The sequence below is a fragment of the Frankia sp. QA3 genome (genome assembly GCF_000262465.1).
Classification (GTDB): Bacteria; Actinomycetota; Actinomycetes; order Frankiales; family Frankiaceae; genus Frankia.
Map to the genome: position 1 here is coordinate 1,141,873 of NZ_CM001489.1, position 24,291 is coordinate 1,166,163.

Annotated in this window: 21 protein-coding genes; 12 read left to right on the forward strand and 9 right to left on the reverse strand. The window is 74.1% G+C overall.

Annotated features, from left to right (window positions below):
- Nucleotide 1: 1 nt before the first annotated feature.
- Nucleotides 2–316, reverse strand: coding sequence for a hypothetical protein (locus FRAQA3DRAFT_RS04475; RefSeq protein ID WP_009737874.1), 315 nt, complete (start codon nt 314–316; stop codon nt 2–4).
- 146 nt (nt 317–462) lie between these two features.
- Nucleotides 463–1,221 carry a phosphotransferase gene (locus FRAQA3DRAFT_RS04480; RefSeq protein ID WP_009737875.1) on the reverse strand — a complete coding sequence of 253 codons (759 nt, stop codon included), beginning with the start codon at nt 1,219–1,221 and terminating at the stop codon, nt 463–465.
- Nucleotides 1,222–1,411: 190 nt separating this feature from the next.
- Between FRAQA3DRAFT_RS04480 and FRAQA3DRAFT_RS04485 the strand changes: the two genes are divergently transcribed.
- The gene (locus FRAQA3DRAFT_RS04485) at nt 1,412–2,863 is read left to right on the forward strand and encodes a DUF2254 domain-containing protein (RefSeq protein WP_009737876.1); all 1,452 of its coding nucleotides are present in this window, start codon (nt 1,412–1,414) and stop codon (nt 2,861–2,863) included.
- 48 nt (nt 2,864–2,911) lie between these two features.
- Here the strand turns inward: FRAQA3DRAFT_RS04485 and FRAQA3DRAFT_RS04490 are convergent, their stop codons facing one another.
- From FRAQA3DRAFT_RS04490 to FRAQA3DRAFT_RS04500, 3 genes are read right to left on the reverse strand one after another with little or no spacing between them, the layout of a single operon-like run.
- The gene (locus FRAQA3DRAFT_RS04490) at nt 2,912–3,916 is read right to left on the reverse strand and encodes a hypothetical protein (RefSeq protein WP_009737877.1); all 1,005 of its coding nucleotides are present in this window, start codon (nt 3,914–3,916) and stop codon (nt 2,912–2,914) included.
- Nucleotides 3,913–5,487, reverse strand: a complete 1,575-nt coding sequence (locus tag FRAQA3DRAFT_RS04495) for a class I adenylate-forming enzyme family protein (protein ID WP_009737878.1) — start codon at nt 5,485–5,487, stop codon at nt 3,913–3,915. The genes FRAQA3DRAFT_RS04490 and FRAQA3DRAFT_RS04495 overlap by 4 nt, the downstream gene beginning before the upstream one ends.
- Nucleotides 5,488–5,546: 59 nt before the next feature.
- On the reverse strand, nt 5,547–6,206 hold the full coding sequence (locus tag FRAQA3DRAFT_RS04500; protein WP_009737879.1) for a TetR family transcriptional regulator: 660 nt from the start codon (nt 6,204–6,206) through the stop codon (nt 5,547–5,549).
- Between the two features lie 74 nt (nt 6,207–6,280).
- On the opposite strand from FRAQA3DRAFT_RS04500, the gene FRAQA3DRAFT_RS34565 reads away from it, so the two are divergent.
- On the forward strand, nt 6,281–7,591 hold the full coding sequence (locus FRAQA3DRAFT_RS34565; RefSeq protein WP_009737880.1) for a phosphotransferase family protein: 1,311 nt from the start codon (nt 6,281–6,283) through the stop codon (nt 7,589–7,591).
- Between the two features lie 16 nt (nt 7,592–7,607).
- Here the strand turns inward: FRAQA3DRAFT_RS34565 and FRAQA3DRAFT_RS04510 are convergent, their stop codons facing one another.
- On the reverse strand, nt 7,608–8,531 hold the full coding sequence (locus FRAQA3DRAFT_RS04510) for a metalloregulator ArsR/SmtB family transcription factor (protein WP_009737881.1): 924 nt from the start codon (nt 8,529–8,531) through the stop codon (nt 7,608–7,610).
- A gap of 247 nt (nt 8,532–8,778) precedes the next feature.
- Between FRAQA3DRAFT_RS04510 and FRAQA3DRAFT_RS04515 the strand changes: the two genes are divergently transcribed.
- From FRAQA3DRAFT_RS04515 to FRAQA3DRAFT_RS04540, 6 genes are all read left to right on the forward strand, one after another.
- Nucleotides 8,779–9,468, forward strand: coding sequence for a hypothetical protein (locus FRAQA3DRAFT_RS04515; protein ID WP_009737882.1), 690 nt, complete (start codon nt 8,779–8,781; stop codon nt 9,466–9,468).
- A complete protein-coding gene (locus FRAQA3DRAFT_RS04520; RefSeq protein ID WP_009737883.1) occupies nt 9,468–10,586 on the forward strand; it encodes a hypothetical protein in 1,119 nt (372 codons plus the stop codon). The genes FRAQA3DRAFT_RS04515 and FRAQA3DRAFT_RS04520 overlap by 1 nt, the downstream gene beginning before the upstream one ends.
- Nucleotides 10,583–11,575, forward strand: coding sequence for a MoxR family ATPase (locus tag FRAQA3DRAFT_RS04525; protein WP_083873490.1), 993 nt, complete (start codon nt 10,583–10,585; stop codon nt 11,573–11,575). The genes FRAQA3DRAFT_RS04520 and FRAQA3DRAFT_RS04525 overlap by 4 nt, the downstream gene beginning before the upstream one ends.
- Nucleotides 11,572–12,666 (forward strand): hypothetical protein, encoded by a 1,095-nt coding sequence (locus tag FRAQA3DRAFT_RS31220; protein ID WP_009737885.1) that lies wholly within the window; start codon nt 11,572–11,574, stop codon nt 12,664–12,666. Before FRAQA3DRAFT_RS04525 ends, FRAQA3DRAFT_RS31220 begins: the two co-directional genes overlap by 4 nt.
- Before the next feature lie 50 nt (nt 12,667–12,716).
- Entirely contained in the window at nt 12,717–15,041 is a 2,325-nt protein-coding gene (locus FRAQA3DRAFT_RS04535; RefSeq protein ID WP_035920581.1) for a hypothetical protein, read from the forward strand.
- 61 nt (nt 15,042–15,102) lie between these two features.
- Nucleotides 15,103–16,053 carry an effector-associated domain EAD1-containing protein gene (locus FRAQA3DRAFT_RS04540; RefSeq protein WP_009737887.1) on the forward strand — a complete coding sequence of 317 codons (951 nt, stop codon included), beginning with the start codon at nt 15,103–15,105 and terminating at the stop codon, nt 16,051–16,053.
- A gap of 40 nt (nt 16,054–16,093) precedes the next feature.
- Here FRAQA3DRAFT_RS04540 and FRAQA3DRAFT_RS31225 read toward each other — a convergent pair whose 3' ends face one another.
- Entirely contained in the window at nt 16,094–17,320 is a 1,227-nt protein-coding gene (locus tag FRAQA3DRAFT_RS31225; RefSeq protein ID WP_009737888.1) for a ThiF family adenylyltransferase, read from the reverse strand.
- Nucleotides 17,321–17,556: 236 nt separating this feature from the next.
- Between FRAQA3DRAFT_RS31225 and FRAQA3DRAFT_RS04550 the strand changes: the two genes are divergently transcribed.
- A complete protein-coding gene (locus tag FRAQA3DRAFT_RS04550; protein WP_009737889.1) occupies nt 17,557–18,558 on the forward strand; it encodes a phosphatase PAP2 family protein in 1,002 nt (333 codons plus the stop codon).
- Here FRAQA3DRAFT_RS04550 and FRAQA3DRAFT_RS04555 read toward each other — a convergent pair.
- Nucleotides 18,444–19,151 (reverse strand): TetR/AcrR family transcriptional regulator, encoded by a 708-nt coding sequence (locus FRAQA3DRAFT_RS04555; RefSeq protein ID WP_035922202.1) that lies wholly within the window; start codon nt 19,149–19,151, stop codon nt 18,444–18,446. The genes FRAQA3DRAFT_RS04550 and FRAQA3DRAFT_RS04555 overlap by 115 nt on opposite strands.
- A gap of 138 nt (nt 19,152–19,289) precedes the next feature.
- Between FRAQA3DRAFT_RS04555 and FRAQA3DRAFT_RS04560 the strand changes: the two genes are divergently transcribed.
- The 3 genes from FRAQA3DRAFT_RS04560 to FRAQA3DRAFT_RS36685 all read left to right on the forward strand — a co-directional run bounded on the left by FRAQA3DRAFT_RS04560 (nt 19,290) and on the right by FRAQA3DRAFT_RS36685 (nt 23,705).
- A complete protein-coding gene (locus tag FRAQA3DRAFT_RS04560) occupies nt 19,290–20,816 on the forward strand; it encodes a DHA2 family efflux MFS transporter permease subunit (RefSeq protein WP_009737891.1) in 1,527 nt (508 codons plus the stop codon).
- A 396-nt stretch (nt 20,817–21,212) separates the two neighbouring features.
- Nucleotides 21,213–23,237, forward strand: coding sequence for a DUF4157 domain-containing protein (locus tag FRAQA3DRAFT_RS34570; RefSeq protein WP_232291915.1), 2,025 nt, complete (start codon nt 21,213–21,215; stop codon nt 23,235–23,237).
- A gap of 123 nt (nt 23,238–23,360) precedes the next feature.
- Nucleotides 23,361–23,705, forward strand: coding sequence for a DUF6480 family protein (locus tag FRAQA3DRAFT_RS36685; RefSeq protein ID WP_009737893.1), 345 nt, complete (start codon nt 23,361–23,363; stop codon nt 23,703–23,705).
- A gap of 286 nt (nt 23,706–23,991) precedes the next feature.
- On the opposite strand, the gene FRAQA3DRAFT_RS04575 is transcribed toward FRAQA3DRAFT_RS36685, so the two are convergent.
- Nucleotides 23,992–24,180, reverse strand: a complete 189-nt coding sequence (locus FRAQA3DRAFT_RS04575) for a DUF2795 domain-containing protein (RefSeq protein ID WP_009737894.1) — start codon at nt 24,178–24,180, stop codon at nt 23,992–23,994.
- Nucleotides 24,181–24,291 lie beyond the last annotated feature (111 nt).

The following is a 24,291-nucleotide window of genomic DNA, read 5'->3' on the forward strand; positions in this document are numbered from 1 at the left end:
GTCAGGAACCACCGGTGGTGGCGTGCGACTGTCCGCCGGCGCTCCACGGCGATGTCCCGTTCGACATCCCGCCGGACCAGGCGCCGGAGCCCGTGCTGCCGGAGGTGGTGCCGCTGCCGGAGGCGGTGCCCGTGCCGGAGGCGGTGCCCGTGCCGGAGGCGATGGTGCTGTCCGTCGTGGCGGCGGTGTCGTCGTCCGCGGCGGCGGTGTGCTCGTGGGCGAGGACGCCGAACCCGATGACGCCGGCGGCCGCGACGGCGACCAGCCCGGTCGTGACGGGACCTACCCGTCGGATCCCCTGTTCGCGTGTGGCCATCGTCTCCGCCTCTCACCGGCTGCGCTCCGCGGGAGGAACGCCGATGGTGATGAGGGTGAGAGCCGAGCCTGTGAGGTGGCTGTGCGCGGCCTGTACGCAGGCCAAGGGTCCGGTGTCGCGCAGCCGTCAGGCCCGGAACGCAGCCGTCAGGCCCAGAACTCCGGCGGCAGGGCCTCGATCTCGCGGGCGGCCTGCTCGAAGTCGGCGGCGATGGGCCGCAGCGCGTCGATGCCCAGCCGGTGGATGACCGCGGCGTTGAGCCGGGCCCGGGCGGCGACGGCCGGGCCGAAGGCGGCGCGGTCGCCGTCGTAGCCGTAGGCGTCCAGCAGCAGGCGCAGCCGCCGGGGCCGGTCGTCGAAGGCGGTGAAGCCCTGCGCTTCGACGACCGCGCGGGCGTGCAGCGGCACCCAGGTCAGCGCCGTGAAGGCGAGGTCGAGCTCGCGCGACGACGGACCGGCGGTGTCCCAGTCGACGAACCCGACGAGCCGGCCGGCGCCGGCGTCCCACACCGCGTTGAACGGCGAGGCGTCGTGGTGGCCGACGACCAGGCCTGGCTGCCACGGCCGGCCGGACAGCCAGACGGAGCCGGCCGGCGGCACGTAGCCGGCGGTGACGTCGTGCAGCCGGCGCAGCCACGTCCCGGTCTGCGTCAGCGCCTCGTCGGAGAACGCCCACGCCGGCCATGGCCGCCGCTCGCCGATCGTGTCGCCGGACAGCCAGGTCAGCACCTCGCGGCCCTGCTCGTCGAAGCCGAGCACCCGCGGTGCGCCGGTGAACCCGGCCGCCTCCAGATGGCGCAGCAGCCCGTGCACCGCCGGGGTCCAGGGGTTGGCGGGGCGGTGCACGGTGTCGCCGATGCGGACGCCCCCGACATGACGGCCGCCGGGCAGGCGCTGCTCGGTCACGTGCTGCTCCTCCATGCCTTGGGTTTCTAGGGGTGACGCGCCCGCGACCGCAACCAGTTTTCTGGCGCCGGCAGCAGGGAGCCGCCGAAAAGAAGTCGTAGTCTCCCCAGTTTTCGGCCACGAGAATCCGTCCGGCGGTGTTCGGTTTCCCATCCGACCGGCCGGTGGCGACGGGCAGTAGGGTCCGCCCATGCGCGGCCAACGGTTGTGGGCAGGGCGGGCGGTGCGCACGTATGCGTACCGGTTCCGGGAGTCGCTGTTCTTCCTGCCCGCCGTCCTCGTCGTCGTCGCCATCGGGGCCGCCCAGGGCCTGCTCGCGATCGACCGGCGCCATCAGGGCTGGCAGGACGGGCTGCCGCTGACGTTTCGGATGTCGGCGGGCGCGGCGCAGACGTTTCTGTCGGTGCTGGCCGCGGCGACGATCACCGTGGCTGCGACCGTGTTCTCGCTGACCGTCGTGAGCCTTCAGCTCGCCAGCAGCCAGTTCTCACCCCGGGTGCTGCACACCTTCATCCGCGACCGGTTCTCCCAGTCCGTCGTCGGCGTGCTCGTCGCCGTGTTCACCTTCTCGGTGCTGGTGCTGCGCGACGTGCGCACCGACGCCGACCCGCCCTACAGCCCGAGCCTGTCCACCGGGGTGACGGTGCTGCTGGCCATCGCCTCGGTCGTGCTGATCGTCGGCTACCTCGACCATCTGACCCGCAGCCTGCAGGTCGGCCGGGTGCTGCACACCATCGGCAGGGAGACGAAGGCCGTCATCGCCGCGTCCGCGCGGCCCGACCCGACCCTCGCCCCGGCCCCCGCGGATGCCCCCGACCTGCGGGTTCGTCCCGGTGGCGTCGCCGTCGTCGCCGCGGACGACGGCTGGATCCGCCAGGCGGGGACCGCCGCCCTGCTGGCGGCGCTGCCCCCGGGCGCGGCGCTGCTGCTACGCACCCGGGTGGGTGCCTTCGTCGTCGAGGGGCAGCACATCGCCACCCTCTGGCTCCCCGGCGACGCGTCCGCGGGCGAGCCGGCCCCGGCCGTCGACGACGAGGCCGTGCGCACCGTGCGCGCCGTCCTCGCCCGCATCGACGTCGGTGTCACCCGCACCATGCAGGAGGACGTCGACTTCGGGTTGCGGCAGATGACCGACATCGCGCTGCGCGCGCTGAGCGCGGCCATCAACGATCCGACGACCGCGGTCGAGGCGATCCTGCGCATCGGCGGTGTGCTGCGCCACCTGCTTGCCGGTGAACCGCCGCCCGACGTCGTCGCGGGCCCCGCCGGCCGGCTGCTGTGCCGGGCCTGGGAGCTTGATCCGGCCGAGTACGTCGGCCACGCCTTCGACCAGCTCCGCCACGCCGGCGTCGGCCATCCCGCGGTGTGCGTGGCGATGCTGCGCACCCTGCGGCTGCAAATCTGGGTGGCCGAACGCCACGGCCGCCACGCGGTCGTCCCGGCGCTGCGCCGCCAGATGGACCTGCTCCTCGACGCCGTCGCCACCGCGCCGGGGCTGACCGAGGCCGACCGCGACGCGGTGCACGCCGCGGCCGACGCCGCCACCGACTCCCCCCACCACGGCATGGGTGCCCGGCCCCGCAACGGCCCGGCCGGCGTCGCGGTGCCGGCGGGGGAGTGGGGCGCCGACGGGTCGGTCTGACGCGGCGGACCGTCTGGCCTGGCGGCCGGCGCCGCGCGACCGCGCGGTCTAGCTGTCGGCGCCGCGGGCCACCGGGGCGTCGACCATGTCGCGGCGCCAGCGGCGGGGGCTCCAGACGTCCTGGTCCTCGCCCCAGCAGGGCCGGCCGTCGAGGTCCCAGCGGGTCATGCTGCACCACGCGAACATGCTCGGGTACGGGGTGAAGACCATCCGGCTGACCACCGTGCCCGTCGCCGACAGCGCCCGGCCCAGCTCGTCGCGGCCCGTGATCCGCACGCTCGCCGGCCTGCCCTCGCCGTCGCGTTCCACCCGGCGCTCGCCGGCGACCAGCGGGGACCACGCGCCGTCGCGCATGAGGTAGCCCGCCCACACCCGGTCCGTGCCCTGCCGGTCCGGACCGCTGATGGCGAGGAACGCCTCGGTGGCCGACGCCGTGCCGTACGCGTAGCCGACGCGCCGCTGCCGCTGGTCGCGCCGCGGCCCCCATGCCCGGTCCCGGATCGCGAAGCAGTCGACGTCGATCGCCTCGCCGTGCAGCACCATCGCGCCGGTGACCCGACCCGGCTGATCGAGATGCCCGCCGTGGGCGAACAGATCGGACTCGCCGCCGGAGACCAGCGGCCGCATCAGGGCCTCGTAGCGCAGGTCGAGGGTGAGCTCGTCGCTGGTGTAGCCGATCTCGTAGGTGTGGCCGGGGCGGACGGCTCGCAGGGTGATGCCGTCGGCGAGCCGGGCGTCGCGCAGGTCCGGCAGCTCCGGCAGCGGGATGTGCTGCTGCCAGTGGCGGACGGGAAGCTCCCAGGGCAGGTGGGCGCTGGCGTCGTAGACGGTCACCCCGCCGAACTGGACGCCGAGGTTGGGCCGGAACACCGGGTACACGTAGCCCAGCAGGCGACGTTCGGGCACCATCCAGCTGAACCAGACGGTCTCCGTCCACAACGGCTCGTCGGACGGGAACGGGTGCAGCCGGTCGTCCGCCTCCGTCAGTCCCCAGCCGGCCGCATCGGTCGTGTCGGCGGTCGTGTCGCCGGTCGTGTCGGCGGTGCCGGTCATCGCGGCGCCGCCGCGTCCGCCTCGCCCCCGGCGAGGTAACGCCGGCGGAGCTGGGCCTTGGTGACCTTGCCGACCGGGTTGCGGGGCAGCTCGTCGATCAGCTCCAGCCGCTCCGGCCATTTCTGCTTCATCAGACCCGCCCGGGCGCACCAGTCGGTCAGGTCCGCGAGGCCGGGCGGGGTGCCCGCGGCCGTCGGGACGACAACGGCGCACACCCGCTCCCCGGTCCGCTCGTCGGGCAGCCCGATGACCGACACGTCGGCGACGTCCGGATGGGTCGCGAGCACCTGTTCCACCTCCACGGCCGACACGTTCTCCATGTTCCGGATGATCACATCCTTGATCCGTCCGGTGACCGTGAGGTATCCCGCCGCGTCGAGGCGGCCGAGGTCACCGGTGCGTAGCCACCCGTCCGGCGTCATCGCCGCGGCGGTCAGCTCCGGGTCCAGATAGCCGACCATCAGGTGGTCGCCGCGGATCTGGATCTCGCCGTCCGAGCCGACCGGTGCGGCGGCGCCGTCGGGTGTCGTCACCCGCAGCTGCGCCCTGGGCGCGGCGATCCCCTCCGTGGTGGCCCGCTGCGCGGGGGAGTCGCCGAGCCGGCCCATGCACACGATCGGCGCCTCGGTCAGCCCGTAGCTGGGGATGATGCCGGCGCCGAACGCGTCGACCATCCGCGCGTGCAGGTCGTGGGGCCGGCCGGTGCCGCCGCCGGGAAAGGCGCGCACCCGTGGGAACAGTCGCCGGCCGGCCGGCAGCGCCCGCTGGGCGGCGAGGTAGGCGAGGAAGAACGGTGGGCCGGCCCCGGCGATGGTGACGTCGAAGTCGTGCAGGGCGGTGATCGCCTCGTCGGTGAACCGCTCCACGCACAGTGTCTCGAAGCCGACCAGCATCGCCGCGACCTGCCAGGCCGGTCCGCCCACGTGGCAGAGGGGGAAGACCGCGCCGTACCGGTCGTCCGGGCGCAGCCCGAGCCGATCGACCAGGGTGCGTCCCGCCGCCAGCACCGCGCGGTCGGCATGCACCACGCCCTTCGGGGCCGAGGTCGTTCCGGAGGTGTAGAAGTACCACCGGCCCGTGGTGCCCGTCGGCGGGGCCAGCGGGCCGCCCTGCCCGGGGCTGTCCTCGCCCCAGGCGAGGACGTCGATCGGCTCGCCGTCGCGGGCCACGGCGGCGGCCACGCGCCGGGCGGTGGCCGTGCGCGCCGGGTCGGCGCCGTCGACGATGAGCAGCGCCGGGCGGGCCTGGCGCAGGATGAAGTCGAGCTCACGGTCGCCGTAGACGGGCAGCAGGGGATTCTGCGTCGCCCCGAGCCGGCACAGCGCGAGCAGCAGGACGATCGCCTCGACGCTGGTCGGCAGCTGCCAGGACACCACCGTCGCGGGCCGGACCCCGCGGGCGGCGAGGTCCGCGGCGAGGGCCGTCACCCGGTCGCCGAGCTCACCCCAGGAGACCGGCTCGCCACCCACGTCGCGCACCGCCGGCGCGCGCGGGCTGATCCGGACCCGCCGGTCGAACACGCTCGACAGGCTGACCCCGTCGGAACCGCCAACTCCGTCGAACTCGTCCATGGTCACCTCGCCGGCTCCGGTCCGTGCCGCGAGCACGCTTCCACGGAACTGACATCACGTCAATTAGTGCTCTGGTGCCGGCCCAGGCCGAGATGGATGATCTGGGCCTGGGAGCGGACGAGCTCGTCGAGCGGCGCCCCGTCGCGGGCGAACCCCTCGCGGCGGGCCGCGGACATCACCAGCATCATCACCAGCGACCCGGCGAGGCCCACGGGATGGCCGTCGACCACGGCCACCGACAGCACGTGGGTGAGCCTCTTCATGGCGCCCAGCAGGACCCGGAACACCCGCGGGTCCTCGTCGCGGGAGGCGAGCACGATCGTCTCGAGCAGGCCGCGCCGTTCGCTCCAGAAGTCGTGGAACGCCCGGACGAACCGCTCGCACGGACCGAGCGTGGCGTCCTGGCGCACCAGCGCCGCGGCCAGCGCCGTGACCTGCTCGAACTGCTCCATGTGCCGCTCGGCCACCTCGGCGACGGCGCTGGGGAGGTCGGGGAAGTAGTGGTAGAAGGTCCCCGGCGAGGTGTTCACCGCGCGCGCGACGTCGGCCACGGCGACCGTCAGGTACGGCGCGGCCAGGCAGCGCCGCTCCACCTCGTCGAGCAGCCGCTGGCGGGTGCGCCGCCCCTTCGGCCCGGGCCCGGCCCCACCCGCCGGCTGCCGCGACAGCCGGGCCACGTCGCTCAGCCGAGTCGGTCGGCTCGGCTCGGCTCCGGTCATCTCGCCTCCAAGAAAATTGAGCGCCTGTCAGTTTTAGCTAGTATCGGCTCGTCGTCGAGCGTGAGAGGACCGCCGTGACCACCACCTCGAGCTGGGCCCATCGGACCGACGAGATCGCCGCCGCCCTCGGCGTCGACGCGGTCCGGCTGGTGCCCGTGCCCGCGGGCGCCTCCCGCGAGGCCTACCGCGTCGAGACCCCCGCCGGCGCGGGCATCGCCTTCCTGCGCGCCGACCCGGCCACCGGCGGGGTGATGGACGGCAGCGAGATGACCCTGGCCCGCGAGGCCCAGGTGCTCCGGCGCGTCCGCGAGTGCGGACTGCCCGTGCCCGCCGTGCTCGCGACCCTGTCGGAGCCCGCGGGCACCCTCCTGGAGCTCGTGCCCGGCACCAGCAGACCCGACCCGGCGGCCGTCGAGCAGGCCGCGCCGGAGTACATGGCGCTGCTCGCCCGGCTGCACCGGACCGGTCCCACCGACCTCGGCGTGCCGGCGTCGTCGATCAGCGCGGCGCTGCGATCCGATCTCGCCTGGTGGCGCGAACGAGCCGCCACGACGGGCACCCTGGACCGGCCGCTGATCCGGCTGGCGCTGCGGATCCTCGCCGACGGCCTCCCGGACGACCCGACACCGGCGCGGCCGGTGCACGGCGACGCCGGCCCCGGCAACGTCATGATCCACCAGGGGAGGGTGGTCGCCCTGCTGGACTGGGAGCTGTTCCACGCGGGCGACCCGCACGAGGACCTCGCCTGGATCTGGATGCGCGGCGCGCACACCGACTTCGGAGATTTCACCACCCGCGTCGCCGAGTACGAGGCCGCCGCCGGCGTCGTCCTGGCTCCGGGGCGGCTCGACTGGCATGCCGCGTTCGTGATGACCAAGTCGGTGATCAGCCTGTGGGCCGGGATCATCGCCGCGCGACCAGGGGCGGACGTGCTCGGCCCGCTCATCGCCGCGCTCGCCTACGACGCCCTGCTGGGATCCGTGCTCGTCCGGCTGCGCGGCGGCTCGCTGCGGCTGCTTGCGGACCCGGCGGTCCCGGCGGACGCGGTGGACGCGGCGGAGGTCGGGCTCGTCGACCAGCTCGCCGCCCGCCTCGGCGAGGCGGACCGCGGCACCGCCGCGATCCTCGACCATCTGCGCCGCCAGCTCGCCCTCGAGCGGTGGCGGAGCACGCGCCTGGCCGCGGACGTCGCCACCTGGCTACCCGCCGACCCCGGCGATCCGGGTGGTCTCGCGGGCCTCGCCGCCCGCGTCGACGACGCCGATGCCGCGGCGCTCACGGCGCTCGCGACGGTCCTCGGCGCGGCGGCGGATCGAGCCGCCCGAAGCCAACCGCGCGCCGAACGGCTGATCCGCCGCGCGCAGCTCAACGGGCTCGGAGTCTGATCCGCCGCGCGCGGTGTCAGGGCACGGTGGGCGGATCGGGAGCCGCGCCCGGCTCGCCCCCGGCCGGCTGATCCCCGGCGGGCAGCGTCTGCCCGGTCTCCAGCAGCGTCTTGAGGTTCGACAGGATCGCCGGCCACCCACCGCTGATCGACTCCAGCACCGTGCTGCCGGGATCGAAGTCGGTGTGGACGACGGTGAGCTTCACCGTCCGGCCGACCGGTTCGAGGTCGAACACGACCCTGGATCGGCGTTCGGCACGCACGGTGGCCAGGAACTCGTCTGCGAACCCGAACGCGGCGGCGAATTCGGGGGTGAAGGTGTGCCAGGTGTAGGACAGCCGCCGTGGCGGCTCGGCCGCCAGGACGACCTGCTCGGCGTCGGCGATCGTCACCTCGCCCTGGCGCCAGACGACCGGTGAGCCGACCTGCCAGTCCGACTCCAGGGCCGCCCCCCAGTAGCGCAGCGTGAAGGCGGGATCGGTCAGCGCCTGCCACAGGCGCTGCGGGGTGGTGTTGATGTAGGTAATGTAGACGAACTCGGTGCTGCTCACCGGCTCGGACTCCAGTGCCGTCGTCAGGTCGGTGAGCGTACGCACGCGCTCCCGGTGGTATCGGCTGATCCAGCGCCCGGCGATCGCGTCGATCGGCGCGGCGTTGAGGTGGTGCAGCTTTTCCCGGCCGCGCCACCGCGTGGTCACCAGACCCGCCGCCACCAGCACCGCCAGATGCTTGCTCACCGACTGGCGGGTCATGTCCAGCCCGGCGCACAGCTCCCGCAGGCTCTGCCCGCCGCGCTCGTCGAGCCGGTCGAGCAGCAGCCGGCGATGCGGATCGGCCAGCGCCCGAAACACCCCGTCTACGTCGCCGTCTACGTCGCCCGCCTCATCCTGGTCGGTGCCCGCTCCGGCGTGCCTGGGCCACGCGGAGGGTTGGCTCGCCACAAGGTATATGCAACCTCTTGGCTGCCTGATGTTAGGTAACCGTCAAGCTGCATGTCAAGCGCCGATGGCTCCTCCGGCGGTGCTCGTCCCGGCCCCCGCTCGCGCCGAAGCCGAACGGTCGGACGCGGTGAGGACTGCCGACGGAAGACGTGATCCACCCGTGGCGATATGCTGCTATTCGGCGCGAAGAAGGGGGCTTCGTTGGGTACTTCGGGCGTGTTGGCTCCAGTGCCGCTGTGAGGATGCTTTGATCAATCCGCGGGACCGGATGGAGGCGTTGCGCAGCGCCCGTGCCCAGGTCGAGGACTATGCGCGGGGGGCCCCGAACCTCGAGATTCTCGTCGACGACGAGGAGTTCCCGACCGAGTACGAACTCCGATTCACCCAGCCGAGCCTCGCTCCCGGACCGGACCCCGACGCTGAGCCGGTGCCGATCGCCGAGCATGAAGTCGTCATCGTGCTCGGCGCCAGTTTCCCGCAGACGCCGCCGGCTGTGTTCTGGGAGTCCCCGATCTTCCATCCGAACATCTTTCCCAACTATGACTCGGCGCCCTCTCGGGAACAGCCGGAGTACCGCGGGCTGGTCTGCCTCGGTGACCTGCTCGGCGATTTCACGCCGGAGCTCGACTTCGGGGCTCTGTGTCAGACGATCGTCGATCTCGCCGGCTTTCGCGGTGTCGGCATCGTCGACGTCGACGACAACGGGGAACCGAGCGCGAACTTCTACGACAAGGCCGCGGCGGTCTGGTTCAGCCGGAACGCCGGACGGTTGGCCGATCTGATCGGCGCCGCCGCGGCGACGCTCCCGGGCGGCCCCGGGAGACTTTGGCGGGGCGGCGGATCCTACCGGAACCAGGTCGAACCACTCGGTCCGGAGGAGCCGCGAGTGTTCAGGACACTCCCGTCCTCCCGCGGAGTGGACTTCGGGGGCCGCTGATGTGCAGGTGCCAGACGTGGGAAAATTCCGAGACCGAGGCGCTGCGCCGCTTCGTCGAGGACAAGTGGGGCGATGTCGGCAAGGCCAGGCTGTTTCTCGAACGCGCCGGTTGGAGCAGAGCGGAGATTCCTCTGGCGGACAATGGCCGGGATTTCTGGACCATTGTCGTCGGCCAGCTCAGCATCGGTGCGGCGCCCGGTTTCTGCGCGCTCGTCGGTGGCCTGCTCGACGAGCTTCCGCTCAATCCGGAGGTGCAGGCGCTCGCCCGGAAGGTGGGTCATCGGTCGCCCCGATCGACGTTGGACGGCCTCACCGAGGGGGTGGCCGACCTGCTCGCCGGCGTCAGCTCGGTGGGGGCTATAGCCGATTCCCTGCGGGTTCGGGAGACTCGGAGCGGTGAGGCGCTGCGGATGGCTGTGGCACGTCGGCTCTTCGCCGACGAGGTCGGGCTGAGGTCGGTCGCGGCAGCCTTCTCCGGCTCGGCGGCGCCCGCCGAGATCAGGGCCGAGATCGCCGACCGGGTCGTGCCGTTCAAGGAAACCGTTCCGCGCGGCGCCGCCCGGCAGCTCGCCCCCCTGCTGACGTCGGATGAGGGCCCGGATACGGCCCGCGCCGCCGTGGTCGGCGTGCGCGCGAGAGCGACGCCGCTCGCCTACTGGTACGTGATCAACGCCTCCTGCCGCTCGGACCGCACGGATCTGCCCGCGACGGTCGAACCGGTGCGCGGCGGCGAGCCGGGCAGCGCCGGTCGGGATCTGGCTGCGGCGATCCGGCGGGAGCTCCTGGAGATCGTCGGTTATCTCCCCGGCGACCCGGAGCCGGACGCCGCCGAACTCGACGTCGCCCTCGGCTGGATCGAGGAGGTCCACCGCCGTCGCGTCGCGGTACTCCTCGAACCCCCGTGGCATCCCGACCTGGTCGACTCCCTGCGCCGGGAGTTCCCGCGGCTCGTGTTCGTCGTCCTGACCGCGGGCGAGCCCGACCCACGCGTGGTGGGGCCCGCCGACCTGCTCATGTTGGAGTCGATCCTCGATCCCCGCGACGAGGACCGGTTCTACTGGTACTACCGGGCGATGACGGGTCGCCCGCCGCGCAGCTCGGCACCGAGGAGCGCATGATGACCCGGCTCGCCCCGGACGAGGACTTCGCCTACACCCGGATCTTCGACCCGGATCTGCCCGGCCCATCCGCCGGTGGCCTACCGCCGGCTGAGGCGGGCCACCCGTGGGCCTCGACCGCGTCCTCGGATCCGCCGGGCGGCGATCGGCGACCGCCGGGCGGTTACGTCTTCTCGCCGCGAGTCGTCCTGGCCGTCAACGTCGCGCTCGCGACCGGCCGCCCGCTGTTGGTCCGCGGCGAGCCGGGTTCGGGCAAGTCCTCCCTCGCCGCCGCCGTCGCGGACCACGCCGAGTGGGATCTTTACCAGCAGACGATCACGTCGCGGACGGCCGCGCAGGACCTGCTGTGGTCGTTCGACGCGCTGCGCCGGCTGCACGATGCGCAGGTTCGGCTCGACGTCACCGACCTCGCCCGCTACGTCCGGCCGGGGGCGCTGTGGTCGGCTCTGGATCCCGTCGGTGCCCGCGAGGTCGCCGGGTCGTCCGCGGTCGCCGAGACCGGCGGACGCGAGCGGGCCGTCATCCTCGTCGACGAGATCGACAAGGCCGAGCCGGACGTGCCCAACGACCTGCTCGAACCGTTGGGCACCTTCACGTTCACCGTCGCGGACCTGGGTGAGCGGCGGGTGCGCAACACCCGCCCCCAGCCGCCCCTTGTGATCATCACGACGAACGGTGAACGTGACCTGCCGCCGGCGTTCCTGCGCCGGTGTGCCGTGCTGACCATGCCGTTCCCGGATCCGGGCCGGCTCGTCGAGATCGCTGTGCGGCACTTCGGCCCGGACCACTACGACCTCTATGTCGACGTGGCAGGGCGGCTCGCCGCGGTCCGGTCCGAGGCTGCCGCGAGTCGGGCCCAGGCGCCCGGCACCGCCGAGTACCTCGACGCGGTGCGGGCCTGCCTCGAACTCGGCATCGGGGCCGACGGGACCTCCGCGGCGTGGCGCGAGGCGCAGGCCGCGACGCTTGCCAAATGGGAGCAGCCGTGACGCGGGGTTCCCGGCGCCCCGCCGTCTTCGACGGCGACGTCTGGCGGGCCTGCGCGCGCCTCGCGGTCGCGGACCGGGCCACCGCCGCCGCCGTGCGGTCCCTGCTCCCGGCCGAGGGCGGGTGGTCGGGGGAAGCCGGTGGTCCCGCCTGGACCGCGGGTCCAGTGTTCCCCCGTCCCGAGACCGGCCGGCTCGCTGTACCGGGCCCTGAGGGGTCGTCGACGGCATCGGCCGCGGCGGCCCCCTGGCCCGTCAGCGGCGGCGGTGAGTCCGCCGTCGACGGGCCGGACGAACCGGGTTCGACCGCGTCCCCGGCTGGGGCGGGTGAGCCCGAGCCGTCCCGGTGGCTGACCGTCGAGGGCCCGGCGGAGACCGTCGGTCCGCTGCCCGCCTGGCTGGAGCCTCCGGCCGGCCGTGGAGCCGAAGCATCAGGTAGTCGCCGTGCCGCCGCGGCTCGGACCTGGACTGCCACCGAGCACTCGGCGGGGTCCGGGGAGGGTGGATGGGCGCCACTGCTGTCCGGTGCCCGGGTGCGAGCGGTGCTCGGGGCGGTCACGGCGGCCCGGGTGCCGGCGGGCGACATCGACGTTGCGGAGGTGACCGCGGCGATCGGCCGCGGTGCCCCGCCGAGGAGGCTGCCCCGGAAACCGGCCTGGACGCACCGGCGCGGCGTCCAACTCCTGCTCGACACCGCGCCGGCGATGCAGCCCTGGCTCCTCGATGTCGCCGGACTCGCCGCCCACCTTGTCTCCGTCGCCGGTCCCGGGGTGCAGACACTGCGCTTCGCCGCCTGCCCGCTGCGCGGCGTCGGTCCGGGACTGCGCCCCTGGAGCGACTATCGCCCGCCGCGTCCCGGCACGCCGGTGCTGGTCGTCACGGACCTGGGCGGTGGCGGCCCCTGGTCACCACGGCCGGCACCGGCCGGCGAATGGGTGCGTTTCGTGCAGGTCCTGCGGGCCGCGGGATGCCGACCGGTCGCGCTGGTTCCGGGCCCTCTCGGGCGGGCCGATCCGGAACTCGCCGCCCTGCTGCCGATCCTGCCCTGGGACAGCTCGGCGACCGTCCGGCAGGCGCGCCGGGTGGGTCGATGACCAGTCGTGACCGTGTGCGGCCGGCGCGGAGCGCGCGCGTACCGACCGGGATGGACGCCCTGCCCGGCGGCGGACCCGGCGCGCAATCCCCGTCCCCCGGTCTCGACGATGCCGACGCGGTCGAACTCGCGGTGAGCCTCTCGCCCGCCGCGCGGATCGACTCCACGTTGATCAGGGCGGTGCGCTCGGCGCTGCACCCGACCATGCCGGCGACCGTGGAGGCGGCGTTCTGGTTCGGCCCCCTGGTCTCGCGCCGGGGCGGTGGAACCGTCACCCTGGACCGCGAGGTGCTGCCCACGTTGCGGGACCGGTTGATGGCCCGCCCGCCCGGCCATCCGGCGCACGCCGACGCGGTCCGCGCCGTGCTGCGGCGGGTGCGCGACGGCGAGAACGCCGGACCCTACCTGCGGCTGGAGGAGGAGCTGACCTGGCTCGGCCTGCTAGCCGCCGGCCCGGACGCGATTGACACCCTGCTCGCGCGACCGCTCACCGACCTTCGTGCCGGCGGGGCGCTGGCCCGCGACGTGGCCATGTGGGCGGCGCTCACACTGCCTCGACTGCCCGCCTCGGCGGTGACGGACAGCCCGGCGGCATGGCTGCTCGCCCAGGCCGCCGGCGGGTGGGTGGGCGGCGCCGCGGCGTTGGCCGGTGGGCCGCCGAACGCGGACGTCGCCCGCCTGCTGCCGATCCTGCTGCCCGCCGACCTGCCCCGCGTCGAGATCGGGGCCCGGCTGCTCGGGGGGTCGGTGGAGCTGTCCTGGCCGCCGCTGCCCGGGGCACACCTGATGCGCGCGCCGGCCACCGGCTCGGCGGTGGTGGTGGAGCTCGCTGGCCCCGGGCTGGTCGCTGCACCGGAGGTCGCGAACGCCGTTTCCGGGACCAGCCCTCCTCCTGGCACCACCCTCGGTGAGACACCGAATCCGGGAGGGGACCCGGCAGACAACGATCGCCGGGTCCTCATCCACCGCAGCCGGACCGTCCCCCGCGACGTCGAGGCGGCCGCCGCCGAGTTCCTGACCGACGCGGGCTTCGACCCGGTGCGCGGCGGGTTCGGCTCGATGGCACCGGACGCCTGGCGGGAGACCGTCCTGTCCTGCCATGCCGCCGTCTACCTGGTCGAACAGGGCAGCTCGGCGAGTCGGGCGGAGGCCGACATCCTGCATCGGGTGGCGGCGCAGGAGGCACCGGCGGTCGTGGTCGAGATCGACGTCCGCCGGGGCGTCGCCACCTCGCCGGGATTGTCGTCGTCCGCCCGGGACGGGCTGCTGCGCTCGCTCGCCCCGGTGATGTCGGCGCAGGGGCCCGACCGGACCGTCCTGGTGCCCCACGGGCGGCCGGTCACCGTCGCGACGACCGGCGCCGTGTGGCTGCGCACCCTGGACGGTCCCTGGCACGTCCTGTGCCAGCAGGTTCCTGCCGGGCTGCCGGCACTGGGGCCCGCGCAACGCGGGTGGGTGGGTCGTTTTCGGCTCTCGCGCGTCATCCCGGGTGGACGCCAGCACGACGGCGCGCTGGGCGAGGACGTCTTCCTCGGCCGCGCCCCGGGCGGTCCCCTCGCCGCGGTCATGGTCACCCCGCCATCGCTGACCTGGGCGCCGGGCTTCGGCGAGCTGCTGCGGCGCTGGGCATCGCTCGACGAACCCGCGGTCTGCCGGCTCCTCGCCGCCGGCCAGGACGCGGGGAGCTCCTACGTCGCCACTGAGTTCGTCGAGGGGAGCACACTGCGCGAGCGCGCCGCCCGCGGCGATCATCTCGTCGGCGACGAGCTGAGACGCTTCGCGTTCGACCTGGCCCGCGCGCTGGCGGCCCTGCACGCCGCCGGCCTCGCGCACGGCCATCTCCGGCCGGACGCGGTGCTGTTCGGCCCCGCCGGGCTCCGCCTCGCCCGGATCCACACCGCCACCATCATCACCCTTCCGTCGCGGCGGCGTCCCGGTCAGCCCGAGCCGGAGTTCGAGACCGACCGGCGTGCCCGGACTGCCGGCGACATCGCCGACTGGGCCGACCTCGTCGCCCTCGCGGCCAACGGGCAGCCCGCCTCGGCCGCGACGTCGGCGAACATGACGGATCGGCTCGGGGCGGACCTCGCCGCGCTGGTGATCCGGGCCGCCGCCGGCGACAGTGCCGCCGGTCCCACCGCGGCGTATCTCGTGGCGGCGCTCGATCCCGCACGGGCCGCCGTGGCCGCGCCGGCTCCGGTCACCCCGTGGGCCGACCCGGCGCGTCTGACGCCGAAGCGACCATCGCGCGGGCCCCGGCCCGGCGGTCCCAGCGATCTTCGTCCGAAGCGGGTCCAGGAGCCGTCCGGGCGCCGCCCCCGCCTCGGCACCCGCCGTATTCCGCTGTTCGGCCGCGGCCGAATCTCCGGACCGTGAGGAGGGCCGTTGACCCTGCCACCTGCCGCCTCGGACTGTAGCCATGACGGAGGTGCCACTCATGCAGGACGCTAGACCACCCGACCGGTCCGACATCCGGTCCGAACCGGTGCGATCGAGCAGCGCCGTCCGACTCACCGTGGACGAACGCGAGGAGCTGCACCGCGAGATCGCTCGCCTTTTCAGGGCCGAGTCAGGCGCCGAGATTTTTCTCCGGCGGTTGGGATACCCATTGGACCGGGTGCCTGCCAGGGGCATCGCGGCCGACCCGGAGCAGTGGTGGGACATCGTCTTCTTCGAACTCGATTCGGGGATCATCGATGACCCCGACGGGAGGCTGTTGCGGGCGGCGCTACGTGTATACCCATACAATGAGGTATTTGCACCACTCGGGGAGAGGAAGGGTATTTCCCCCTTTGCGGAGGCCACGGACGAAGGCGAGGTCGCCGTGAGTCCGGCGGCCAATCTGGTTCTGGCTGTGGTGGACGAGCAACGTCAGGGCAGGCAACATCAGGACGAGGAGTCCTCGGCTTGCCATGTCATCGTCCGGGCCTCGTCGGAGGAGGAGCGCTCACACGCGATCGTGAGCCTGGCGGACGCAGGGCTGTCGCCGGTCGAGGTCTGGTCGACCGAGCACGCGATCTCCTTCCAGGTCGACGAGGGGGATCCGGCGGTCGTCCGCGCGATTCTGGACACGACCGATCTCTCCTGGACGATCGTGCCCCCGGGCGCCCCCGACTACATGCTCGGGGCGCTGTATGTGCGCGGTCCCGACGGCCGGCGGTTCCGGCTGCTGGACGCGCCGGCCAACCAGACTGTGGGCAATGTGGCCCAGACGGTGATCGCGCAGCAGTACGCGGACGCATCCGTTGGCGAGTTCCGGAGCACCGTCGTCGACCTGGAGGGCCCGGAGAACGAAGTCAGGCGGTTGGACGAGGGAAGCACTCTGCACGACGCTGGGGTGAGAGACGGCGACCAACTCCGTGTCGCCTTCGAGGCCACGGCCGGCTGACCGCCCGCCGTCGACGTTCACGCCGGCCGGCCGACCCGGACTACCGGACGTCGACAGAACCGATCGGATCAACGTCGTTCCGGCAGTCAGACACGGCCGTTCGGGGCGCAGACGGCGTGGTCGCCAGGCGGTACCACTGGCATGCGCCGTCGGCGTCGCGGACGGCGAGGATCTCGCCGGGGGCCACGCCGAGTTCATGCAGCGCGCGCCCCGGCCCGGCGTCGCGCAGCCGGTCGCTGCGCCGTGCCCGGTTCACCCTTCCGCACCGCCGGCAGGTCGTCATGACCTTCCCGGGGTCCGTCGACTCCTCTCCCTCGCCGCATCCGCGGCACTGGCCAGGTAACGGGAAGGTCTCCCAGCCAAGGGGTTCGGAGCCCGGCGGCAGCCGGGCCAGCAGGTCGGCGACGCAGGAGTCCACGCCGAGGGCCAACGGATGGACGACGCCCGCGAGCGGGTGATGGTGCGGACAGGCGGGATCCCGGCGCAGGCCGATCGGCGTGGTCGTGGCGGCGAGGCCGTCGATGCGCAGAAGCTGGAAGGGCGCCGCCGGCACACCACGGCCGACGCCGTCAGCCGCCGCAGCCCGGCCCGGTCCGCGGCGGGCGAGGATGATCGGTAGCGCTGACGCCGTCATCCAGCCGGCGATGATCGCGGTGGCGAGGACCGACGCGGGGGCGGGCCCGGTCGAGGCCAGGTCGGCGCAGCTCCACGGCACGTCGGAGACGGCGCGCTTCTGCGGGGTGAGCGAGCAGGCGTAGCACGGCTCAGCCGCGGACAGCCGAACCCGCACCTCGCCGCCCCACGGCTGGGTGCCGCCGTCGACCAGCGGCGCGTCGACAAGCGCGGCGCGGCCGAGCAGGCGCAGGCGCGCCCGCCGGCTGTCCAGGCAGCCGAGCGTGACGTCGGCGTCGGCGAGTTCGCCGAGACCAACCCCGGCGCTGAGCTCCGCCGGGCGTGCGTCGACGCGGACGGTCGGCGCGAGCCGGGCCAGTGCGTCGCGTGCGGCCTCCACCTTCGGCCGGCCCACGTCGTCGGGCCGGAACAGGACCGTGCGGTTGAGGTTCGTCGCGGCGACGGTGTCGGGATCGCAGAGCACCAGTCGACCCACTCCGGCCAGCGCGAGGTTCTTGGCGACCTCGTTTCCGAGCGCCCCGACGCCCACCACCACGGCGGTCGCCGCGGTCAGGAGCTCCCTCGCCTCAGGGCTGTCGAAGGTCTCCGCCGCCGCGTCGCGCTCGTGGCCCGTGACCTGCGTATCGCTGCACATGTCGGTGCTCGATTCTCGCCGCCCCGCGGGCGTGGCCGCCGGGGGTCTGCGTCCCGTGGACCAGAGTAGGACCACCGCCCGCGCCAGGACGAGGGCGACGGGGACGATCGAGGTCGCTGACTGAGCCGTCACGAGCGAGCGCCGCAGGCCGATGGGTGGTCCGCACATTCCTGTCGGACCCGGGTGGCACCGTGTGGGAGGTGTCCGGTGCATGCGTTGTGGAGAGGTACTGATCCGTGCGATCTCTCCTCGGCCTGGGCGGCCGTCTTGTGGCGGTGGCAGGGCTGCTCGTGCTCATCCTCGCCGGCACCGGCGCTCTGATCGTCCACGGTCCCGGCCAGGTGCGCGGCTGGGACACCGACGCCGAGCGCTGGCTCGCCGACCATCGCACCGGCGGGCTGGTCCGCCTCACCGAGGCGGCGACCTACCTCGCCGACACCTGGACGGTCATCGCCGCGACGGCGGCGCTGGCGGCGGTCGCCGGGTGGTGGACGCGGCGCTGGTGGCTGCCGGCGGGAGTCATCCTGCTCACCGGCGGGGAGACGGCCGTCTACGAGCTGTCCAACACCCTCGTGGACCGGCCGCGCCCCGCGGTGCCCCGGCTCGACCAGGGGGATCCGCTGGCCAGCTTCCCGTCCGGGCACACCGCCGCCGCGGTGTGCCTGTACGGCGGGCTGGCGCTCGTGCTGCGCCGGCTCGCCACCGACGCCCGACCTGGGCGACCGGCCGGCTCCGGCGGCGTCGGCCAGGGTGGAGCGAGCCACGGCGGTACGGGCCATGGCGGTACGGGCCATGGCGGTACGGGCCATGGCGGTACGGGCCATGGCGGTACGGGCCATGGCGGTCCGGACCAGGACGGCCTGAGCCACGCCAGCGTGGGCCGGGGCGGCAGCGGCCACGGGGGGCACCCGGCGTCGGCCCGGTCATGGTGGGTCGGGGTCGTGCTGGTCGTGGCTGTGGTGGCCGCGGTCGCCGTGCCGGTGCTCGTCGGGTTCTGCCGGACCTACCGCGGCATGCACCATCCCAGCGACGTGCTCGGCGGCGCCTTCCTCGGCGCGTGCTGGCTCGCGGCCGTCCACCGGGTCGTACTGGCGCGGATGCCCGGCACGCCCAACCGGCGGGGTCAGGCCGGCGCGGCCGTCTCGGCGGAGCCGGTGCCGAAGACGTGCAGGAAGGTGTCGACCGCGGCGCGGGCGACGGCGTGCTGCTCGGCGGCGGGGATGACCCGGGTGCCGTAGCGGCAGCGGGCCTCCAGCGAGCCGGTGAGCAGGGCGGCGAGCTGCTCGGCCGCGGCGGCCGGATCACCCGCGCGCAGGTGGCCGGCCAGGGAGAGGCGGGCCAGGCGGTCGGCGAGCGCCTCGGTGACCGGGTCCGTCGCTCGGCCGGAGACGATGTCGAGCAGGTCCGGGAACTGGGCGATCTCCGCGTAGAGCAGGCGCCGCAGCGCCCAGGCGCGTTCGTCGCAGAAACACTCGACGAGCTGGCGGCCCACGTCCTCCAGCGCCGCGCGCAGGTCGCCGTCGTGGTCGCGTAGCCGGTCGACGGCCGCGAGGTTCCTCGCCATCGCCCGGTCCGCCTCGGCGGCGATCGCCGCGCGCAGCAGGGTCTGCTTGTCCCCGAAATGATTGTAGATCGTGTGCTTGGCGACGCGCGCCTCGGCCGCGATCGCGTCCAGCGTGGCCTGCGCGTATCCCTCGCGGGCGAACACCACGAACGCGGTGGTGAGGATCGCCTGGCGCTTGTCGATCCGACCGCGCGCACCCGGCCGGGCGCGCGACCCCGGGGCCGCGCTGTCCGCTCCGGCGGCCGCGGCTGGCGTCCTGCCCGTCATCAGGCCACCGTATCGCATCACCCCCATCCGTCTGCACTGGTTGGTGCAGTTAACCGGGCCAACCCGTTCCGGTTGAACGGGAACACCTGTTAGAGTGCACCAGCTAGTGCACTATCAGGTACTCGAAAGGTGACGGAAATGGCTCAGGTGCTGGACGAGGGCCGGTTCGATCCCGCGCTGCGGCGATTGATCGGCGTCGTCCTCCTCGGCGGGATCATGGGGATTCTCGACGGCTCGATGGTGGCCGTCGGGGTCGACACCCTGGCCGCTCGGTTCGACGCGGCGCTGAGCACGATCGGCTGGGTCTCCACCGGCTACCTGCTGGCGCTCACCGTCGCCATCCCGGTCACCACCTGGGCCGTCGAGCGGTTCGGCGCCCGCCGGCTGTGGCTGGCCGGCCTCGTCGCCTTCCTGGCCGCCTCGCTCGCCTCGGGGCTGGCCTGGAACGTGAGCAGCCTGATCGTCTTCCGGGTCCTGCAGGGGCTGGCCGCCGGCATCCTCGACCCGCTCGTGCTCACACTGCTGGCCCGCGCCGCCGGCCCCCGCCGGGCGGGCCGGGTGATGGGGCTGATGGGCATGGTCCTCTCGGCCGGCCCGGTCCTCGGCCTCATAGTCGGCGGCGTCGTGCTGGCGAACTTCTCCTGGCGGTGGATGTTCCTGATCAACCTGCCGATCGGGGTCGTCGCGATGCTCGGGGCGCTGCGGGTCATCCCCCGCGACGTGGCGACCGGCGAGGCGCCGCGCACCCGGCTCGACGTCGGCGGGGCGGCGCTGCTCGGCCCGGGTTTCGCCGCGGTGGTCCTGGCGCTGTCCCAGGCCGCGGACCGCACGACCATCGCCGCCTGGCAGGTGCTGCTCCCGCTGGCCGCCGCCGTCGCCCTGCTCGCCGGCTACGCCGGACACGCCCTGCGCCCGGCCGCCGCCCGGCGCACGCCGCCGCTGATCGACCTGCGGCTGTTCACCAGCGGCGGCTTCTCGGCCAGCGTCACGATCATGACGCTTGTCGGTCTGACCATGTTCGCGAACCTGTTCGTGCTGCCGCTGTACTACCAGCAGCAGCACGGGCGCGGCCCGCTCGCCTCCGGGCTGCTCGTCGCGCCGTTCGCGGTCGCCGCCATCGCCGGCATGCCGCTGGCCGGCCGGCTGTCCGACCGGCTCGGCGCCCGGCGGCTCGTCCGCGCCGGGGCGCTCGTCGCCGCCGTCGGCGAATTCGCGTTCACCCGGGTGGGGGCGCACACCGCCGAGGTCTGGCCGGCGCTCGCCGCGTTCGTCGTCGGGCTGGGGCTGAGCTTCGTCGGCGCCCCCACGATGGGCTCGCTGTACCGGACGCTGCCGCCGGCCTCGGTGCCGCAGGGCAGCTCGGTGCTCTACATCCTCAACCAGCTCGGCGCCGCGATCGGCATCGCCGTGGTCACCCTCATCCTGGCCACCGTGGGCGACGGCACCGGCGTGGCCGGGTTCCACGGGGTCTACTGGTTCGCGCTGGGCACCATCGTGATCATCCTGACCGCCGGCCTGCTCCTCCCCGGCCGCCCGGAGTCGGCGCCGCGCCCGCCCGCCCAGCTACCCGCCCAGCCGCAGGAGGGATCGGCTGCTCAGGCGGCTGCGGAGCCGGCCGCGGCGCCGGCCGGGGGCGAGCGGTCCCCGGCGCCGGACGCGGTCTGACCCCTGCGCAGGCGCTGGCCAGGCCCGTGGTCGGGCCCGTGGTCGGGCCCGTGGTCGGGGTCGCCGTCCCGGCCGACCCCGCGGCGTGACCGGCGGGCGGTTCCTCCTGGCGCGGGCGGCCCGGACGGGACACGGCACCTGCCTGATCGGGCTGTCGAACGGGCAACGTGGCGGCGCGCGGCGCCGGCGCCCGGGATCCGGCCCGACGATGGCAGGATGCAGCGCCCGAACCCGCGCCCCCGTGTGCCGCGGGTGGCCCCGATCCCCACCCGCGTTCCGCCGGTCCAGGCCCCGACGGCGGGCTCGGCGCCGGCTCGGCCCCCGCACGCCCGGTCCGGCGACGCCTCCGGTGGCCGCCGTCGCGCCGATCCGCAATCCGATCCGCAATCCGGTCCGGTGGCCGCGCTGCTGAATCTGCAGCGCAGCGCCGGGAACGTGGCGGTCGCCGTGACCCTGCACCGCTTCGGCGGCCTGTTCGGCACGGACTTCTCCGGCGTGCGCCTGGTAGCCGACTCCACCCTGGCCGGTGGGAACGCCCACGCCGTCACGCACGGCGAGCAGGTGCACTTCGCTCCCGGCCGGTACGCGCCCGGCACGGCCGCCGGGGACCGGCTGATCGCCCACGAGCTGGCGCATGTCGTCCAGCAGCGGCGGGCCACCGCCGGCGCGACGGAGTCAGCCGGTGGCACCGACCGGCGTGGCTCCACCGGCCCGGTCGGTGCCGGCGGCGCGGTCCGCCGGGCCGCCGCGGGCGCGGGCAGCGCCGTCACGTCCATCGTCCCCTCGGACATCGCCGCCGAGGTGGACGCGGACATCGCCGCCGACGCGGCCGTCCGCGGCCTGCCCGCCCGGCCGGCACAGACCCTGCCGGCGGGGACCCCACGCCGGTACGAGGCGTGGGAACACCGCCAGCTCGGTGACGCCCACGGCGGCGACGGGCGCCGCGTCCGGCTGCCCAACGGCGTCGAGCTGACCTACGGGCAGATCGTCGCGTTGTCCGGCGACTTCTACCGGTCACCGGAGGCGCTGTTGCAGGCACCGGCGTCCGAGCTGCGCTCCGTGCTCGACGTGATGGAACGGGAACGCCGCCAGGCGGCGGCGCACCCCGATCCGGCGGCACCGGGCGGGGTCGCCTATGCGCCGACCCAGGACCAGGTCAACCAGAACAACGCCGACTACGAGATGGCGACGACGGGTCACGACCGGGTCGGCCTACCGGTCGCGCCGCTGGCCGGCGACGCCGACGCCGCCGACGGCCGGCACGGCGCCGTCTCCGGCGGTGAGCACGTCGAGAGCGACGCGCCCGACGCGCAGGCCGGCTTTCTCGACCTCGCCGCCGAGAACGCGGCGCACTTCTCCCCGGAGAACATCCGGCAGAACTGGATCCCCAAGCACCAGCTCGCCCTGGACCTCGCCCGCGAGGCATGGCAGGCCCGCCACCCGGGCGCGCCGCCCGCCGCGATCAGCGGCGGGGAGGCGGCGAGCGTGCGGGCGGGCCTGCCAGCGGGCTCCGCCGCCGCCCGCCCGGCGCTGCCGCCGACCGAGGCAGCCGCGGCGGCGGCCGCTCCCGGCCGGCCCGACCCGGCCCTGTCCGCCACCCCGGGCGGCGTCGCCGATGCCGGCTCCACCGCCGGCGCGGGGGAGCGGTTCGAGGCCCAGGCCTGGCTCGCCTCGGCGTTCTCCGACCACTTCCTCACCGATGCCTTCGCCGCCGGTCACCTCATCTCTGGCAGCGCCGGCCGCACCATCTGCGCGGAGTTCTTCACCCGCAACCGTGCCCACATCTACGATGCGTGCGCCCGCTGCGCCTACGCCGACGGCCGGCTGCCCTACAACGTCGTCACGGCCCCCTCCGGAGCCATCCTGGCGGCCACGATCTTCGGGCCGCTGCTGCGCGACACCGCAGCGAGCCTGCTGCTCAAGACCGTGCACGACCACTACAACGCGCACGGCATCGAGGTCCGCAACGCGCTGGGCCAGCAGTGGCGGACGTTCGGCGACGCGCGTCTCGGCGGTCATCCGGAGACCGAGCGGCTGGCCGAGCTCGCCTCGAAGGCGTCCCGCGACGCCGTGGCGGACGTCCTCGCTACCGGTGGCACCTCCCGTGGCTCGGCCGCCCTGGACTACCTGCCCGACCTCGCCCGGATCGGCACCGGTCCCTACCTGGGCATCGCCGAGTTCGCCTCCGACCCGGCCGGCTGGGACCCGGTGCTCGCCCACGCGCTGTCGCCGGACCCGTCGGTCAACGGGCTCTACTCGATGATCAAGGGGAACATCGTGCCGATGGCGGGGATGCTCGGCCGCAAGGGCGAACGCGCGGTCGAGTCGGCCAGGCAGCGGGTCACCGCGATCCCCGAGGACATCGGCCGTTGGTTCGACACCCTCAGCCGGGACATCGAGCGGCTCTACGGCGCCCCCTAGCCGGTGCCATCGGTACCCGCGGCCGGACGTGGACCGTACGTGGACGCCCGAACGGGACCGGGGGCGCGGGGCTCGGCGTCAGGCCGGGCGGGTTGTCCGGCCCGAGGCGGGCACGCCGAGGTCATGACACCCGACCAGAACCATCTCGTCCGCTCGGGTCCGGAACCGGCCGGCCCCGCCCATGCCCATGCCCATGCCCGCGCCGGTGCGCGATCCCGCGCCGCCGGCTCGCCCGTCGACCCCGACCCGGCCCGCACCCCCGGCCTCGAACCCGGGGGTGGCGTGCCCCCGGGGGAGACCCCGCCCGCCGAGGACTCCACCGGCGGGGCGGTCAGCGGCGAGCAGCCCAACGCCGACCCCGGCACACCCAACCGCACCCCGATGATGATCACACTGATCGCGGTCGGGGTCGTCGTCCTGCTCGTCGCGGGATTCTTCCTCGCCGAGGCGGTCGTGCACGCCGTCTGATCGTTTCTCGGGACCCATCACGCCGTTGCGGCAGGTTTCCGCGGCCGGATACCGCACAGACTCCTAGTGTGCCGGAACGCCGACTTTCCGTTCTGGTCGAGATCGTCCTAGGTGACACGAGAATGACCGGGGAGGGGTAGTTCGGATAGGTCGGCTCGATGCCGGCCAACCCGTGACGCCGGCCAACCCGTGACGCCGGCGGTGCGGCAATGCTCGGGGCCGGGCCGGTAGGCGGTTGCCCCGGCCCGACCACCTGGCTGTGCCGCGTTCGATGACCAGTTACCGGTCAGGATTTCCCGGACAGTTCCTTGGAGATTGCGTTCGGGCCGTTGTACTCCCGGTCCGGCAGATTTTCCAAAGTCCGGATGAGGGATTCGTCCGCGCCGTTCTCCTTCGCCTTCTTCACGATCGTCGAGCGATCGGCCGGATAGTCGACACCCTTGAGGTACCTCTGCGCTTCGATTGCTGTGGTCATGCAGCCAGGATGACCCGTCGTCCGGCCGCCAAAACCCCGTCCGCGGAATGCCGCGTTATGTGACACCGGCCTTTCGGAAGCCGGGGGAGGTTTGCTTCGGCCGGTGGGAAC

What these genes read in the sequence shown, in the direction of transcription:
- FRAQA3DRAFT_RS04525 (WP_083873490.1), top strand. Translation starts at nt 10,583, where the DNA reads ATGATGACCCGGCTCGCCCCGGACGAGGACTTCGCCTACACCCGGATC.
- FRAQA3DRAFT_RS36685 (WP_009737893.1), top strand. Translation starts at nt 23,361, where the DNA reads ATGACACCCGACCAGAACCATCTCGTCCGCTCGGGTCCGGAACCGGCC.
- FRAQA3DRAFT_RS04560 (WP_009737891.1), top strand. Translation starts at nt 19,290, where the DNA reads ATGGCTCAGGTGCTGGACGAGGGCCGGTTCGATCCCGCGCTGCGGCGA.
- FRAQA3DRAFT_RS31225 (WP_009737888.1), bottom strand. Translation starts at nt 17,320, where the DNA reads ATGTGCAGCGATACGCAGGTCACGGGCCACGAGCGCGACGCGGCGGCG.
- FRAQA3DRAFT_RS04475 (WP_009737874.1), bottom strand. Translation starts at nt 316, where the DNA reads ATGGCCACACGCGAACAGGGGATCCGACGGGTAGGTCCCGTCACGACC.
- FRAQA3DRAFT_RS04540 (WP_009737887.1), top strand. Translation starts at nt 15,103, where the DNA reads ATGCAGGACGCTAGACCACCCGACCGGTCCGACATCCGGTCCGAACCG.
- FRAQA3DRAFT_RS04485 (WP_009737876.1), top strand. Translation starts at nt 1,412, where the DNA reads ATGCGCGGCCAACGGTTGTGGGCAGGGCGGGCGGTGCGCACGTATGCG.
- FRAQA3DRAFT_RS04520 (WP_009737883.1), top strand. Translation starts at nt 9,468, where the DNA reads ATGTGCAGGTGCCAGACGTGGGAAAATTCCGAGACCGAGGCGCTGCGC.
- FRAQA3DRAFT_RS04535 (WP_035920581.1), top strand. Translation starts at nt 12,717, where the DNA reads ATGGACGCCCTGCCCGGCGGCGGACCCGGCGCGCAATCCCCGTCCCCC.
- FRAQA3DRAFT_RS04500 (WP_009737879.1), bottom strand. Translation starts at nt 6,206, where the DNA reads ATGACCGGAGCCGAGCCGAGCCGACCGACTCGGCTGAGCGACGTGGCC.
- FRAQA3DRAFT_RS04555 (WP_035922202.1), bottom strand. Translation starts at nt 19,151, where the DNA reads ATGACGGGCAGGACGCCAGCCGCGGCCGCCGGAGCGGACAGCGCGGCC.
- FRAQA3DRAFT_RS04495 (WP_009737878.1), bottom strand. Translation starts at nt 5,487, where the DNA reads ATGGACGAGTTCGACGGAGTTGGCGGTTCCGACGGGGTCAGCCTGTCG.
- FRAQA3DRAFT_RS04490 (WP_009737877.1), bottom strand. Translation starts at nt 3,916, where the DNA reads ATGACCGGCACCGCCGACACGACCGGCGACACGACCGCCGACACGACC.
- FRAQA3DRAFT_RS04575 (WP_009737894.1), bottom strand. Translation starts at nt 24,180, where the DNA reads ATGACCACAGCAATCGAAGCGCAGAGGTACCTCAAGGGTGTCGACTAT.